Genomic DNA, 14,641 nt, shown 5'->3' on the forward strand with positions numbered 1-14,641 from the left:
CGCGCCTCCCCAACGGGGCGCCCGCGGGGGGGCCCCCTTTTCGTTTCTGGTGGGAGCCGACCTTGTCGGCGATGGGTGCTTGCCATAACTTGGCCCGCTGTCGCGGGATCGCCGACAAAGTCGGCTCCCACAAGGTCGGCTCCCACAAAGTCGGCTCCCACAAGAGCGGCTCCCACCAGGGGCGGCTCTGCAACCACAAGGTAGGCCCCTGCAAGGGCGGTTCCCGATCGGCGAACCTACCTGGCCAGCAGCGTGTTCAACGTGCCGTAGCCGATGTCCTTCGGCTCGGTCCCCAGGAACTCCGCCGCCATCCGCCCCGCCGTCGCATACGCTTCCAGCGACAGGGCGATACCCGCGCTGAGCCTCCGCGCACCGGCGGCGAACAGTTCCTCACGCGACGGCAATCCCGGCACCAGCATCACGTTCAACGGCATCGGCCGGAGCGCCGCCGCCACGCGCCGGATTTCATCCAGCGCCGCGATACCTGGCACGAACATGCCGTCGGCGCCCGCTTCCCGATAAAGGGTCGCGCGCCGAAGCGTTTCCTCGACGGCGGCATCGCCCGATGCCATGCCGCGCAAGTAGACATCCGTGCGCGAGTTTATGAAGAGGTCGCGTCCAGCGAGCCGGGTGCGGATCGCGCGGAGCTTGTCGGCCAGCAACGCGGGGGCCTTGGTGCCGTCCTCGATGTTGATCCCCGCCACGCCAGCGTCGACCAGCGACGAGACGAAGTCCGCCACCTGCGCAGGGTCGTCGGAACACCCTTCCTCGATATCCACGGTCAACGGAACGGTTACCACCCTCGCTATCCGGCGGACGGCGGCGAGCATCTCCGCCACGGGCAGGCGGTCGCCGTCGGGCCAACCGCAAGACCACGCGACACCGGCGCTGGTGGTGGCGACGGCTGGCGCCCCGGCGTGCTGGACGACGGCGGCGCTGGCGCCATCCCAGGCGTTGGCGAGCGCCAGCAAGGAAGTACCGGCGTGCAGGTCACGGAAAGTCTGGGCATTCATGTGTCGAGGGTCCCCGCGGAGAAAGTGCCGACACGATCCGCCACCGTGGCCTCGATCGCAATGCCATTTTGCCGTGTACGGCGCGCCAAGGCACGGTGAGACACCACCTCACCCCCTACAGACGCCGGCTTCAACACCGCGATGCTCGAATGGCACCCGTCCTGGCACGGCGACGAGCGCCCTGCGGGCATGACCGATCGAGGAACCTCCATGAACGAAGACACCCTCAAGGGCAAATGGAAGCAGCTGAGCGGCAAGATGAAGGAACAGTGGGGCAAGCTGACCGACGACGACCTGACGGTTGCCGAAGGCAATAGCGAATACCTCGCGGGCAAGGTCCAGGAACGCTATGGCGTGGCGAAGGACGAAGCGGAGCGGCAGGTAAAGGATTTCCGCGACCGCATCGATCGCCAGTACTGAGCCCTTCCCCATCCCAACTCGCCAGAGGAGACAAGCCATGCTTCATTGGGCCGTCATTTTCTTCGTCATCGCGCTGATCGCCGCCATCTTCGGATTCACCGGCATCGCCGCGGGCGCCGCCAGCATCGCGAAGATCCTGTTCGTGGTCTTCCTGATCCTGTTCATCCTTTCCTTGTTGTTCGGAGGCCTGCGTCGCGGCCCGAGGGTATAGAGCGAAGACGGGTGAAAGCCGCTCGACGCAGGCCAGCCCTGCCGGGGTGGCAGTCGACCGGGTGGGAGCCGACCTTGTCGGCAATGGGTGCTTGCCATGACCTGGCCCGCTGCCGCGGGATCGCCGACAAGGTCGGCTCCCACCGGGGGTATTTCCTACCGGGCACTTCTTACCCGATGTTTCCTACCGGGCATCTGGCCGGCCCATTGAATGGGTCGGCCATCGTGGGGAACTGATGTTCAGCCCAGGTGCTGCTTCAGGAATGCGCGGGTACGGGCATTCGCCTTCTCCGCATCCGCCGCGTCGTAGTGGTCGCCCTGGGGGCGGGCGAAGGCGTGGTTTCTTCCCTCGTAGACGTGGATCTCCACGTTGGGGCGAGAGGCCAGCACCTGCTTGATCTTCGCCTGTGCGTCCCTGGTCATGAATTCATCGGCACCGGCGAGGTGCATCAGCAAAGGCGTCGTCATGTTCGCGCCACGCTCGACGAATTCCTCCGTACGGCCACCGTAGTATTCCACGGCCGCGTCGACCTTGCCGCGCGCGGCGGTGAGGAACGACAACAGGCCGCCAAGGCAGAAACCCATCACGCCCGCCTTGCCAGTCGATTCCGGCAGCGCACGCGCGGCCGCGATCGTCGCCTCGATGTCCTCCTCGGCCTTGGCGAGGTCGAGCTTCATGTAGTACCCCACCGCCGTCTTCCAGTCGGCCTCGCTATGTTCGGACAGAAGGATGCCGGGCTCGAAGCGCCAGAACAGGTCGGGCGCCACGGCGATGAAACCGTCGCGAGCCAGGCCATCGGCGATCGCGCGGATGCCCTCGGTGATACCGAAGATTTCCTGGACCACGACAACGACCGGCGCGGGCGTCGTGGCGGGCATGGCGACATAGGCGTCGAATGAACCATCCGGTGTTTTTACAGTGAGGGTGTGGGACACGATGGAACTCCGTCAGGGTTGCGGGGCGCGAACGGCGCCAGTAACGAAGTACGTTAGCAGGCGGCGCCCAAAGGGGTCTTAGACAGAAGTGACCTCGCGCGCCCCGCCCCATCCGCGGTCATCGCGCGCCCGGCAGCAGCACCGTCGCGACCAGGCCGCCCCCTTCGCGGTTGGCCAGGGTCAGGTTGCCGCCGATGGAGCGCATGAGCTGGGTGGCGATGGCCAGGCCCAGGCCCGCGCCGCCCGTATCCCGGTTGCGCGAGGCTTCCAGGCGATAGAAAGGTTGCAGCACCTCGTCGAGTTCGTCCTCGGGAATACCCGGCCCCCGATCCGACACGGTGATGTGGAGACCATCGCGAGCATCCTGCGAAACGCCGATCTCGGCCGACCCGCCGTACTTGATCGCATTGTCGACCAGGTTACCGAGCACACGGCGCAAGGCCCTGGGCCGCGCCAGGCAAACACCGTGGATGCTGCCGACCAGCGTCACCGGCTGGCCCGAGTCCTGATAATCGAAGACGAGGCTTTCGAGAAAAGCCGCGGGGTCGATGCGCACGGGAGCCTCTTCACCACCGTGCGCGCTACGCGCGTAGGCCACGCCTTCACGCACGAGATGCTCCATCTCGCGCAGGTCGTCGAGGATCCTGTCGCGGGCGGTGCTGTCGCCGAGGGACTCGGCGCGCAGGCGCATCCGCGTGATCGGTGTCTGCAAGTCGTGGGAGATGGAAGCAAGGATATGCAGGCGTTCCTTCAGGTAGCGCCCGATCCTGTCCTGCATCGCGTTGAACGCCACCGCCGCATGCGCGACCTCGGTCGGCCCGTCCTCGGCGAGGCGTGGGTTGTCGATCGCCGGAGTCAGGCCTTCGGCCGCGCGCGCCAGGCGTGCCAGCGGTCGCGTCGCCTGGCGCACGGCGATCCATGCGCAAGCCAGCAACACCACCACTTGCACGATGAGCACGAAGGGCAGCCAGTCCGCCACGGGGACGCCGCGCGGAGTGACCTCGAGCGTCAACGGGGAACCGTCATGCAGGGTGAGGTGCACCTGGTAACGCTCCGGCGAGACTGACGTGGTCGCGCCATGGACCCGGAAGGCCGGGCCGACCTCCTTCGCGATCAGGCCGGTCACGTCGCGTGAGCGTTCCGTCACCAACGGCTCGCCTTCCTCACCCGGTCCGAGGATGAAGCGGTAGTTGTCTCTTTGCAGGCGTGGCAGCCATTGCGGACGCTCCGCCGCGGGCACACGGTCGAGCACCGCCACCGAGGTGCCGACATCGTGCTCCAGGGTGTTGAGCATGACGGTCGTGGCGCTCTGGTAGCGCTCGTAGAACATGAATCCGAACGACAACCCCTGGGCGAGCAACAGGCCGGCGAAGATGATGATGTAAATGCGGGAAGCCATGCTTCGTGGCCACCAGCGTGGCGCGCGCAAGCCCCCGCCGGCCTTCATGACGCATCTCCATGCACGGTCACCGGCATGCAGAACACGTAGCCTTCGCTGCGCACGGTCTTGATGTAAGCCTGCTCCTTCGCATCGTCTTTCAGGCGCTGGCGAAGGCGGCTCACCATGAGGTCGATGGAGCGATCGAACAACTCCGCGTCACGGCCCTGCGTGAGGTTCAACAGCTGGTCGCGCGACAGCACGCGCTGCGGATGGTCGAGCAGCACGCGCAGCAGGCGGAACTCCGCGCCGCTCAGCGAGACCACGGTGCCGTCGTCGTCCAGCAGGTGGCGCGCGGTCGTATCGAGGCGCCAGCGACCGAACGAAATGGTCTCGCTGGACTCGGAGATGCGCAGGTTCGGCGGCAGCATCCTCGTGCGCCGGATCACCGCCTTGATACGCGCCAGCAGTTCGCGCGGAGAGAACGGCTTCACCACATAGTCGTCGGCGCCCATTTCCAGCCCGATGATGCGGTCGGTCTCGTCGTCGCGCGCCGTGAGCAGGAGGATCGGCACCGCCCGGTGCTTGCCGCTGCGCAGGTTGCGGCAGAGTACGAGGCCGTCGTCGCCCGGCATCATGATGTCGAGCACGATGAGGTCGAAAGCCGAGGTGTCCAGCTGCGCCATCATCTCGCGGCCGTCCGCGGCGGCGGTGGCACGCAAGCCGTTCTTGCGCAGGTAATCGACGACGCCCGTGCGGATGCCGTGGTCGTCGTCGACGACGAGGATGTGATCGGTATGTTCCATGCACGAAGCTCTCTCGGTGACTGTGTGGTGCGCGAGGTCGGTTACATCATGCCTTGCCCAGGAGCTGACTGACGCGGGCTTCGGTTTCTTCGTAGTTTCCCTCACCGAAATGGCTGTAGACCACCCGGCCATCGCGGTCGATCAGGTACAGCGCCGGCCAGAAGCGGTTTCCATAGGCGTTCCATGTCTGGTAGCCGTTATCCATGGCGACCGGCCAGGTGATGCCATAGCGGGCGATCGCCGCCTTCACGTTGGCGGGGTCGCGTTCCTCGTCGTACTCCGGTGTGTGCACACCGATTACCACGAGCCCGTCCTTGGCGTACTTGTCGTAAAGCGCCTTGGTATGCGGCAGCACATGCAGGCAGTTGATGCATTCATGCGTCCAGAACTCGACCAGAACCACCTTGCCGCGCAATCCAGCGATGGACAGTGGCTGTGAATTGAACCAGTGATCGATACCGGCGAAGTCCGGGGCGGGAGCCTTGGCGGTGGAATCCTGGGCGAGCGCGGTGGAAGACCCGTTACCCGGCCAGGCCGCGACGAAGGCGGCACCGATGGCCAGGGTGGCGAGGGCAAGGCGGATGGGGCGCATGGGGGAGACCTCTTGGTGGCGACAGGAGCGCGGTGGACGTACCGCGCATGGACTTATTGGACGCCCGCCGCTTATCCCGCGCGTGTCCCCCACCCCGCCTTTTTGTATCGGCATGTACAAGCCGCGGACGGGTCGCCCAAGACCGCCGCGCATGCGCTTTGTATCCGAATGTGTCGAGCCGTCGCCGCGACACGGTTCGATGCACTTCCGCCGGCATCGGGACACAGCCCGGATACGCCTTCGCGGTTTCCTATGACCACCCCACAACGGAAACCAAGACCATGGCCCAGATCGAGAATGTCCTCTATACCGGCAAGACCCACACCACCGGCGGCCGCGACGGCGAGTCGCGCAGCTCGGACGGCCGCCTCAACGTGAAGCTTTCCTCCCCGGGCGGCCCGGGCACCGGCAGCAATCCCGAGCAGTTGCTCGGCGCGGGGTGGTCGGCCTGTTTCATCGGAGCCATGGGCATCGCCGCCCGCGAGCGCAAGATCGCCCTGCCGAAGGACACGGCGGTCGACGCGGAGATCGACCTCGGCACCGGCGACGGCGGCTACTTCCTGCAGGCCCGCCTCACGGTCAGCCTCCCCGGTCTCGACCCGGACGTCGCGCACGAGCTGATCCAGTCCGCGCATCGCACCTGCCCGTACTCGAAGGCGACGCGGGGGAATATCGACGTGGAGATTCATCTGGCCTGACCGCATGCGCAGCCATCGGCGCCGGGGAACATCACCGGTGCCGATGTGAAGCCTGTTTTTGTTCTTCCTGTACCCGGACCCGGCGTCGGGCACGGCTTCACCCTCGCATTCGCCGTGCGTATTGAGGGGAAAGCGAAGATCCAAGCACACCCGAGCCTGGTGGGAAGCGGACTCGGTCTGCCAGTCGTTATGCGCCTCCTGCAGCGCCACGAATTCCCCGCCCCTTGACGCTGCGCGTCACAAGCCCCGCCGTTCAAGAACGGCATAGGCCTTCGTCACCGTGCCAAGCCCCACGCCCAGTTTCCACGCCAGATCACGATGGGCGGGCAGGCGGTCGCTACCTGTCAACCGCCCCTCGATAATAATCGGCGAGAGCAAGTACCACCCGGTCGGCGGCATTGGCCTCGATGTTTGCAAGACAAGGCTCCCAGGGGGATTGCAGCAGCCCGGTCGCAATCTCGTTGAAAAGTTTCACGTTACACTAGTGCAATAAACAGCAGGTGTAACATAGGTTGAAACAAACGCCGGCCATTATTGCTGAGCGTATCGAGGTTCGAATGTTCAGCCATGTAACCGTCGGAACGCGTGATCTAGAGCGGGCAGGACATTTCTATGACGCCGTGCTTGCCCCACTCGGCCTGAACCGCCGGGCTATTACGCCCGATGGCGGGCCTGCGGCGCTTTGCTGGGTAACACCACAATCTCCCTTGCCACGCTTCTACGTCTACGACCCCTTCAATGGCGAAGCGGCCACGGTTGGCAACGGCAGTTTGGTCGCCTTTCTAGCGCCGTCGAAGGAAGCGGTGAACGAGGCTTATGCCGGCGGTATGGCACATGGCGGAACAGACGAGGGCGGCCCTGGACCACGTCCGCACTATGGCGACGGCTATTTCGGCGCTTATCTGCGCGACCCCGACGGAAACAAGGTCCACATCGTTCATCGCGGCGATCTCCCGCAATAGCGTGGGCAAGCCTTTTTGATTTCTGGAGAAAGCCCGAATGATCGCCAGCCAGATTGCCCTCGTCTACTTTCGGCAATCCGCTAGCGGTCGTCACCGGTGCGGACAACTTGACGACGGATGAGATGCAGCGATTGACGCCTGACACGCGATGATGCCAGCCGAATATGGAGCGGCGGCGAAACGCGCACGCACGTCGAAGGCCGGTTACACGGGCTCTGAAAAGGCAGACGAAAACGAGGTGATTTGATGGAAAGCAGTGTTTACCGCCCAATTTCCGAACGCGTATTGGCAGATGATTGGGGACGGCTGACCAAATATGAATATGAACTCCAACTGAGAGATGGAAGTTGGCAGAAGCAGACGCGGGAGGCCTATGATCGCGGCAACGGGGCGACGTGCCTGTTGTACAACCCCGCAAACGACCATGTCTTGTTGACCTGCCAATTCCGGTTGCCGGTTCTTTTGAATGGCGGCCTGGAGTCACTGATCGAGGCACCGGCGGGGCTGCTGGAAGGCGTTGAGCCGGCAACGCGCATGCGTGCGGAACTGATTGAGGAAACTGGTTATGAGGTTTCCGAACTCACACATCTGTTCGATGTCTATATGAGCCCCGGATCGGTCACGGAATATCTGGCATTTTTCTATGGCGAGTATGCCGAGAAAGATAAAGTTGGCGCAGGCGGCGGCTCCTCTGACGAGGGAGAAGACATAGATGTCCTGGAAGTCGCCTTGCCTGAGGCGATGCGGATGATCGGCCGTGGCGATATTCGCGATGCCAAGACAATTATTCTGCTCCAGCATCTTGCCCTTCGGATTTTGCAGGAAAATCACGGGACACGCTGATCCCAAGCTGCTGACATTGCCGATCCGGGCCAAGTGCCAATATCGGCGTGGAGATTCATCTCGCCTGACCGCACGCGCAGCCATCGGCGCCGGGGAACATCACCGGTGCCGATGTGAGACCTATTTTTGGTTCTTCCTGTACCCGGACCCGGACCCGGCGTCGGGCGCGGCTTCGCCCTCGCATTCGCCGTGCGTGTTGACGGGAAAGCGAAGATCCAAGCACACCCGAGCCGAATCGCGAGGTACGACCCGATCTTCGTAGCACGGGACGGAGACGCATGAGCATGCGGATCTTTGTTGCGGAGGGGAATGAAACGCCGTGGACGGAACAGGGAATTTTGGCGCTGTGCCCTTTGCGCCATGGATCCGGAACGGAATTCTTGCCGACCACTGCGCCGAAGGGTCGAGCCCGGCGATACGCAAAAAACAATGCGGGACGGGGCGAAAATGGCGCGCCTGGAGGGATTCGAACCCCCGACCAATGGCTTCGGAAGCCACTACTCTATCCGGCTGAGCTACAGGCGCGTAACTGCGGATCGGCATTGTAGCGGGAATGGCCCGGGCGGCCTAGCCTCGATGTCAGGCCCGGGCCGGCACCGGCCCGGCGCCCGCCGCCACGGAGCGAAGGCTTTCCCTGTAACGCCGGCTGCACGGCAGGACGCTGCCATCGGCCATGTGCAGGCGGGCCTCGCCCGCGTCCAGGGGTTCGATGGCCGTGACCTGGGCCAACTGGACGATATAGCTCCGGTGGGCGCGAACGAACAGCGCCGGGTCGAGACGGGTCTCCAGCGCCGCCAACGTGCTGCGCAACGGGTAGTCGCGCCCACGCACACGCAGGTTCACGTAATTGCCCGAGGCCTGCGCCCATTCGATGTCGGCGGTGGCGACGAGGAAATCACGGCCGAGCTTGCGCACGAGGAAACGCTCGGGGCGGTCCACGGGTTCGACGGGCACCCCCTCGTCCGGCGCGTCGAGCAGATGGGCCTCGCCCTGCACGCGCCGGCCAAACCACTCCACCATGTGCCAGAAGGCGACGATGACGAAGACCGTGCGGATGTCCTTGAGGTATTCGTAGACCATCTGCAAACGTAACGAACCCGGATCGAATGGGACGCCTGCCAACCGGTAGACGAAGAGGCGCAACAAGTCCATGCCGGCCACGTGCAGGACGCACCACAGGACACTGCCGAGGAAATACAGCGGCAAGCGGCGGCGCCACGTATCCGCATGCAGAGGCCATCGGTCGCAGGCACGCAGAAGGAAAGGCAACATCAGCAGCGAGACGAGCACGCTGGTGAATTCATTGGTGGCGATCTGCCAGGTGACGGCGGAGATACCGTAGCGATCGGCATCCATCCGCTCGGTGAGGGTATTGCCGATGGCCGCGCTGACGAAGGCCACGATCCAGAAGGCGACCATGTAGCGGCGCCGGCGACGGTGCGCACGGTCGAGTTCGAGGCCTGGCGGCGTGGGCGCTGGGGTCATGCACCGGATGATAACGCCCGGCGCCTTGTGGGAGCCGCCTCGGCGACCCGGGTAGGAGCCGACCTGGTGGGAGCCGACCTTGTCGGCGATCCGGCGGCAGCGGGCCAGGTACGGCGAGCACCCATCACCGACAGGGTCGGCTCCCACCTGTGTGGCTTGCATCTTGCCGCCGCCCGGATCTTGCGTGGCTCGCACAGTAGGAGGGCGCCTTGCGGCGCCCTCCTTTTTACTTCGCCTTGTACAGCTCGCCCAGCCAGTCGGGCTTGCTCTTGTCCCGCTCGAGATGCGGGTACTTGAGACCTTCGTGGTAGTCGATCTTGATCGTCTTGTACTGGTCGAAATTCTTCACCAGCAGTTCGATCGGTGCCTTGTCGGTCTTCGCGGCGGTGACGGCGTCCTTCAACGCGTCGCCGTCGAATTCCTTGTTGTTCACCGCGACGATGTGCATGCCCGGCGACAGGCCGGCATTGAACGCGGGACCATCCCAGCGCACGTCGGAGATATCGCCCTTGGACGACACGGCGAAGCCAGCGGAATAGGTCAGGTCGGTGTAGTGACGGCGGCCTTCGATGGCCTTGAGCGCATCGGACGGCTTGTCGTTATAGACGAGCTTCCAGCCACCGCGCTCGATGCCTTCGAGGTCGCCCTTGTGGCCATCGACGCGATCGCGCAGGTACGTCGCCCAGTCGTATGGCGTGATGCCGTTGAGCGTGGAGACCACTTCCTCGAAGGTATACGGATTCACCTTCCAGTCGCCGTCCTTCATGCCGAAGAAGGCCTTGGCGAAATCGTCGAGCGAACGCTTGTTCTTCGTCAGCTCACGCAGCTTCGTGTCGACGTCGAGCCAGATCATCTGGCCGCCCGAATAGTAATCCTCGCTCATCTGGTAGTTGCGATACGAGAGCGGGCGACGCTGCGCGATGGTCGGGTCGTTGGTGGTGTCCTGGATGTTGCGCCATGACAAGCCCGGACGGCCCTTGTCGTAGGTGGCGGCGACGAAGGCGAGCATGTCGCGCGCCTGGTCCTGCGAGAGCAGGCCGGCACGCGCGGCGACCACGTTGCCCCAGAACTGCGTCTGGCCTTCGTAGACCCACAGCAGGCTGTCGCCCATCGGCACGTTGAAGTTCGGCGTGGCCAGGTCGGCGCCACGGCGGTACTTGCCGTCCCACGAGTGGTTGTATTCATGCGCGAGCAGGTCGCGGCCGAGCCAGCTCTTGTCCCACTCGGTGAAGTAGTTGGGCGAAGCGCTGTTCTCGGAGGAACGATGATGCTCGAGGCCGATGCCGCCGAGCTTCTCGGTCAGCGCCAGCAGGAAGTCGTAATGATTGTAGTGGCGCGCACCGTAGAGCTTGTCCATCTGCTGGACCAGCTTGCGGTGGATCTCGAGCGCTTCCGGCTTGATCTCCAGCGCCTTGGCATTATCGGCCACGATGTTCAGGTGCACCGGCGAGCGACCGTTGGGATCGAGGTCGACGCGCTTGAAGTAGCGGCCGGCGAAGATCGGCGAATCGACGAGGTCGTCATAGTCGATCGCCTTGAAGGTGACCGTGTCGCCATCCTTGCTGGCCTGCTCCAGCGCCGTGCCGAACTGGAAGCCCGCCGGGAACTTCACCGACGGCTCGACCTGGATGCGATCCGCGCGATAGCCCGCCGGATACAGCGATACCTGGTTCCACTGCACGTTGACGATATCGGGCGTCATGACGATGCGGCCCTGGCGGGCATCCTGCGGCGTCAACGTCTGGAACTCCACGTCCACCGAGGACGCACCGGCCGGCACGTCCACATGGAAGGCGTAGACGTTGAACTCGTCGCGCTTCCACTCGATGCGCTTGCCACCGGCGGTGACGATCAAGCCGGCGAACTGGTCGATAGGACCGCTGGGGGAATGGTGGCCCGGAATCCACTCGGGGAACAGCAGGGTCAGCGGACCCGGCTGCGCGGGGATGTTTTCGCGCACGCGGAAGATGCGCCGGTCGAGGTCGGTGGCGTCGACGACGAGCTTGAGGGTGCCGTTATAAGCGGTGTCTTGCGGTGCGGGAACATCGTCCGCGCGGACGGCCGGGGCGCCGATACCGGCCAGGGCGGCCAGCAGCGCGGAGGCGAGCATGGTGGATTTCACTGTGTTCTCCCATGGAGCGTAATGGTCGCCCGTCCATCCGTGTCGAGCGGGTCGGCGCGTTCCCCTGAGGCCCGCGCAAGCCCTCGATCCTAAACGCCGGACTGCGGGGTTCCCTATGCCAGAGGTCACGGGCGGAGGATGCACCTTGACTTAACAGTAGCACTAGGTGCTACCATCCGATCGCATGAGCGAATGGATGCATCGCCAGCGGGTCTTCAAGACCGCTTGGTTTGCCAAGGCGGCAAAAAAGGAACGAATTCCGGAATCGGAACTTCACGCGGTTACCCGCGAGATTCTGCGAGGGCAGGCGGACGATTTAGGTGGAGGTGTTTTCAAGAAGCGACTTCATCGGAACATGCATCGCGCCATCGTCGTTGCCAAGGGCCGTCGCTTCTGGATATTCACTTACTTGTTCGCGAAGAAGGATCGAGCCAACATCGACGATGCGGAACTCGCCGCCTTTAAGAAGCTTGCCGCGCTATATGGCGGCAAGTCTGAGGACGACATCGAATGCGAAATCGCCGCCGGTGAACTCATTGAGGTGCACAATGACCACTAAGCGCAAGTACAAGAGCGATGCATTCGAGGCCATTCACAGCGCGGTGGCTGGCATGCATCGCGCGGGGACGATCGACAAGACCACGATGAGGGAATTCGATGCCACATGCATCGCCGTTCCACCGGCTATCGAACCCTCACAGATCAAGCATCTCCGTGAGGTGAACCACGTCAGCCAGCCCGTCTTTGCGCGCTACTTGAATACCAGCGAAAGCACCGTGGAGAAATGGGAAACCGGTGCAAAGAAACCCAGCGGCATGGCGCTGAAGCTGCTGGCCGTGGTCGCAAAACATGGGCTGCAGGTCTTGGCCTGAAGAGAGGACCCGCCTAGCGAAAAGGCAGGTTTTTACGTCACTTCGGATCAACCCCTGGCGGGAATCTTCAGGCCGCGCTGCACCGCGGGGCGCGACATGCCGCGTTCGAGCCAGGCGATGACGTTCTCGTATTCGTCGAAACCGACCAGGTCGCGGGCACCATAGAAGGTCACGAGGTTGTTGACCCACCCCAGCGTGGCGATGTCGGCGATGGTGTATTCGTCGCCCACGATCCATTCGCGCCCTTCGAGCCGCTTGTCGAGCACGCCGAGCAGGCGCTTCGACTCCGCCACATAGCGCTGCAACGGACGCTTGTCCTCGTACTCGCGGCCGGCGAACTTGTGGAAGAAACCGACCTGCCCGAACATCGGGCCGATGCCGGCCATCTGGAAGAACAGCCACTGGATGGTTTCCCAACGGCCAGCGGCGTCCGCGGGAATGAAACGGCCGGTCTTCTCGGCCAGGTACAGCAGGATCGCTCCGGACTCGAACAGGCCGATGGGCTTGCCGTCCGGCCCATCTGGATCGACGATCGCCGGGATTTTCCCATTCGGGTTGAGCGCGACGAATTCGGGCAGCTTGCTTTCGTCCTTGCCGATGTCGACGAGGTGCGGCTCGTAGGGCAGGCCCAGCTCCTCCAGCATGATCGATACCTTCACGCCGTTCGGCGTGGGCAGCGAATAGAGCTGGATGCGCTCCGGGTGGGCCGCCGGCCATACGGCATTGATCGGGAAGCTAGTGAGATCGGACATGGGACATTCCTTCGCGGCGTGAACGCTGAAAGTAGGGGGTGGCTGGCGACGATTCAATGCCGGCCGCCCATGCAGACGTACGCAATGCCGGGCGAGCGCCCCCTGCGCGACGGGGTGCCGGCTGTCGCACCGCATCGCGGCGCACGCGCACCAGGACGCCCTGACGACGCATACACTGCCTCCGCTCCCAACCAACGCCCGCAAAGGACTGCCATGGCCCAGCCATACACCACCGCGTCGCGGTGTACCGTCATTCTTGCCGCCGCCTGCATGGCCGGCACCTGCGCTGCGCAAGCGGCGACCACACATCCCATCACGGCCTTCGACCGGGCCGTCGCCGCGGGGTTGCCCCGTACCGTATCCCTTGCCGCGTCGACGCAGCGATCGCGCGGCACAGAGGAAGCGAACGCTCTCGTCGTCGAATCGCAACTCGACATCGGCGTTCGTTTCGCCGACGGCGAAACCGGCGACATGTACCTTGCGACCTGGAAAGGCGAGCAGGCCGTCGTCACCCGCTCCGGCGACCACCTGGACATCACGGTGGCTCGCCGCGATGGCGTATCCGTCACAGGCTTCGACCGCGAAGACGACACTCCCCACGTTATCGAGTCCGCGAATGACGACAACGCGAAACATGTCGCGGTGGAACATGCAGACCGCAAGGGCCTATCCGGACGGAACACCAGCGAACCCAGGCGTCCCGGCGTGAACAAACCGCCCACGCTGACATTCTGGATGTTCCTTCACGACGACACGCTCGGCGTGGACCGAAGGCATATACACGCCAGTTACGTTGCCTGGTGGATCGCGGACATGAAAACGATCCTTCCGACCTATCGGCTGTGGGCAATCTATAGCCAGCAGGTCGAGGGGCTCACCGATATGCCCTATGGACACGAGGGGTCGCTCCGCGACTGGACGACGGCGATGGATCTCTACGAGCGACGGAACAAGTTGCCGCGCATCCCGGGAAAGTTCGAATACAAGTTCATGCTCGTCACGAGTCATGAGCCGCTGCCCGGCGTCACCGGGCAAGCGTGGCTCGGAGGCGAAGAAGCCATCGCCTCGCTCTCGGGCCGCTACACGATCATCGCCCATGAATACGGGCACACCCTGGCCGCCACGCATGAAGACGCCGAGGTGCAATGGTCGTCATTCTGGCCATGCGAGACCAACCTGATCTCCAGCACCGTCGCGTTGCGGTCCAATTGCTATCGCTACTCGCGGAAGAACGAACGCAACATTCGCGTCCATCTGGCGCGCGAGTGGACCGTGCCGGTCAACCCCGATCCGCCGGGGATTCCGCTCTTCTGTCAATAAGGACGCCCCATAAGGACGTCCATACCCCTATACAACTTCGTAACTTTTCGCTATAACCGGTAGCAAGTGCTGCATCGCAGCACGCGCTGTCTGCTGAACGGAAGCGACGCGTTCGCACGCGTTTATCGGCTCATCCCGCTCCGGCAACCCCTCGGTTGCCGGTGTCGGGCATGTGCCCGGGGGTCACCACAACACCGATATCCAGGTTCCGCGTCCGCGGAGCCCGGGCATG

General features: G+C 63.9%; 18 protein-coding genes and 1 tRNA gene. 8 read left to right on the forward strand and 11 right to left on the reverse strand.

What is annotated here, in order from left to right; all coding sequences use genetic code 11:
- Both ACR9ZJ_RS11000 and ACR9ZJ_RS11005 read right to left on the reverse strand, forming a co-directional pair.
- Positions 1-197, reverse strand: a 197-nt coding sequence (locus tag ACR9ZJ_RS11000) for a pentapeptide repeat-containing protein (RefSeq protein ID WP_481287770.1), incomplete at its 3' end; no start/stop codon positions are given.
- Positions 198-236: 39 nt separating this feature from the next.
- The gene (locus ACR9ZJ_RS11005) at positions 237-1,013 is read right to left on the reverse strand and encodes an isocitrate lyase/PEP mutase family protein (RefSeq protein WP_481282290.1); all 777 of its coding nucleotides are present in this window, start codon (positions 1,011-1,013) and stop codon (positions 237-239) included.
- 210 nt (positions 1,014-1,223) lie between these two features.
- Between ACR9ZJ_RS11005 and ACR9ZJ_RS11010 the strand changes: the two genes are divergently transcribed.
- Together ACR9ZJ_RS11010 and ACR9ZJ_RS11015 are read left to right on the forward strand one after the other, a co-directional pair.
- Complete coding sequence (locus tag ACR9ZJ_RS11010) at positions 1,224-1,433, forward strand: CsbD family protein (RefSeq protein WP_426285890.1); 210 nt, start codon at positions 1,224-1,226, stop codon at positions 1,431-1,433.
- Positions 1,434-1,470: 37 nt separating this feature from the next.
- Positions 1,471-1,644, forward strand: coding sequence for a DUF1328 domain-containing protein (locus tag ACR9ZJ_RS11015; protein ID WP_426285891.1), 174 nt, complete (start codon positions 1,471-1,473; stop codon positions 1,642-1,644).
- Positions 1,645-1,883: 239 nt separating this feature from the next.
- Here ACR9ZJ_RS11015 and ACR9ZJ_RS11020 read toward each other — a convergent pair whose 3' ends face one another.
- From ACR9ZJ_RS11020 to ACR9ZJ_RS11035, 4 genes are all read right to left on the reverse strand, one after another.
- Positions 1,884-2,579, reverse strand: a complete 696-nt coding sequence (locus ACR9ZJ_RS11020; protein WP_481282289.1) for a dienelactone hydrolase family protein — start codon at positions 2,577-2,579, stop codon at positions 1,884-1,886.
- Between the two features lie 118 nt (positions 2,580-2,697).
- Positions 2,698-3,978 (reverse strand): sensor histidine kinase, encoded by a 1,281-nt coding sequence (locus ACR9ZJ_RS11025; RefSeq protein WP_481287771.1) that lies wholly within the window; start codon positions 3,976-3,978, stop codon positions 2,698-2,700.
- A 44-nt stretch (positions 3,979-4,022) separates the two neighbouring features.
- On the reverse strand, positions 4,023-4,763 hold the full coding sequence (locus ACR9ZJ_RS11030; protein WP_481287772.1) for a response regulator: 741 nt from the start codon (positions 4,761-4,763) through the stop codon (positions 4,023-4,025).
- Between the two features lie 46 nt (positions 4,764-4,809).
- Positions 4,810-5,355: a thioredoxin family protein gene (locus ACR9ZJ_RS11035; RefSeq protein WP_481287773.1), complete on the reverse strand. Its 546-nt coding sequence runs from the start codon at positions 5,353-5,355 to the stop codon at positions 4,810-4,812.
- A 281-nt stretch (positions 5,356-5,636) separates the two neighbouring features.
- Here ACR9ZJ_RS11035 and ACR9ZJ_RS11040 point away from each other — a divergent pair, with 281 nt between their 5' ends.
- Entirely contained in the window at positions 5,637-6,053 is a 417-nt protein-coding gene (locus tag ACR9ZJ_RS11040) for an organic hydroperoxide resistance protein (protein WP_481282286.1), read from the forward strand.
- A gap of 237 nt (positions 6,054-6,290) precedes the next feature.
- Here the strand turns inward: ACR9ZJ_RS11040 and ACR9ZJ_RS11045 are convergent, their stop codons facing one another.
- Positions 6,291-6,452, reverse strand: a complete 162-nt coding sequence (locus tag ACR9ZJ_RS11045; protein WP_481287787.1) for a GntR family transcriptional regulator — start codon at positions 6,450-6,452, stop codon at positions 6,291-6,293.
- 113 nt (positions 6,453-6,565) lie between these two features.
- Here ACR9ZJ_RS11045 and ACR9ZJ_RS11050 point away from each other — a divergent pair, with 113 nt between their 5' ends.
- Complete coding sequence (locus ACR9ZJ_RS11050) at positions 6,566-7,015, forward strand: VOC family protein (RefSeq protein WP_481287774.1); 450 nt, start codon at positions 6,566-6,568, stop codon at positions 7,013-7,015.
- Between the two features lie 246 nt (positions 7,016-7,261).
- Positions 7,262-7,858, forward strand: a complete 597-nt coding sequence (locus ACR9ZJ_RS11055) for an NUDIX domain-containing protein (protein WP_481287775.1) — start codon at positions 7,262-7,264, stop codon at positions 7,856-7,858.
- A 448-nt stretch (positions 7,859-8,306) separates the two neighbouring features.
- Here the strand turns inward: ACR9ZJ_RS11055 and ACR9ZJ_RS11060 are convergent.
- The 3 genes from ACR9ZJ_RS11060 to ACR9ZJ_RS11070 form a co-directional block, all read right to left on the reverse strand.
- A tRNA-Arg gene (locus ACR9ZJ_RS11060) sits at positions 8,307-8,383 on the reverse strand.
- Between the two features lie 54 nt (positions 8,384-8,437).
- Positions 8,438-9,343 (reverse strand): LytTR family DNA-binding domain-containing protein, encoded by a 906-nt coding sequence (locus ACR9ZJ_RS11065; protein ID WP_481287776.1) that lies wholly within the window; start codon positions 9,341-9,343, stop codon positions 8,438-8,440.
- Positions 9,344-9,569: 226 nt separating this feature from the next.
- Positions 9,570-11,453, reverse strand: coding sequence for a M61 family metallopeptidase (locus ACR9ZJ_RS11070; RefSeq protein WP_481282748.1), 1,884 nt, complete (start codon positions 11,451-11,453; stop codon positions 9,570-9,572).
- Positions 11,454-11,649: 196 nt separating this feature from the next.
- Here ACR9ZJ_RS11070 and ACR9ZJ_RS11075 point away from each other — a divergent pair, with 196 nt between their 5' ends.
- Both ACR9ZJ_RS11075 and ACR9ZJ_RS11080 read left to right on the forward strand, forming a co-directional pair.
- On the forward strand, positions 11,650-12,024 hold the full coding sequence (locus ACR9ZJ_RS11075) for a type II toxin-antitoxin system RelE/ParE family toxin (protein WP_481287777.1): 375 nt from the start codon (positions 11,650-11,652) through the stop codon (positions 12,022-12,024).
- The gene (locus tag ACR9ZJ_RS11080) at positions 12,014-12,337 is read left to right on the forward strand and encodes a helix-turn-helix domain-containing protein (RefSeq protein ID WP_481287778.1); all 324 of its coding nucleotides are present in this window, start codon (positions 12,014-12,016) and stop codon (positions 12,335-12,337) included. Before ACR9ZJ_RS11075 ends, ACR9ZJ_RS11080 begins: the two co-directional genes overlap by 11 nt.
- Positions 12,338-12,384: 47 nt before the next feature.
- On the opposite strand, the gene ACR9ZJ_RS11085 is transcribed toward ACR9ZJ_RS11080, so the two are convergent.
- The gene (locus ACR9ZJ_RS11085; RefSeq protein WP_481282279.1) at positions 12,385-13,089 is read right to left on the reverse strand and encodes a glutathione S-transferase N-terminal domain-containing protein; all 705 of its coding nucleotides are present in this window, start codon (positions 13,087-13,089) and stop codon (positions 12,385-12,387) included.
- A gap of 213 nt (positions 13,090-13,302) precedes the next feature.
- Between ACR9ZJ_RS11085 and ACR9ZJ_RS11090 the strand changes: the two genes are divergently transcribed.
- Positions 13,303-14,409, forward strand: a complete 1,107-nt coding sequence (locus ACR9ZJ_RS11090) for a hypothetical protein (protein ID WP_481287779.1) — start codon at positions 13,303-13,305, stop codon at positions 14,407-14,409.
- Positions 14,410-14,641 lie beyond the last annotated feature (232 nt).

This window comes from Luteibacter sp. KNZ12-1A, from assembly GCF_056755675.1.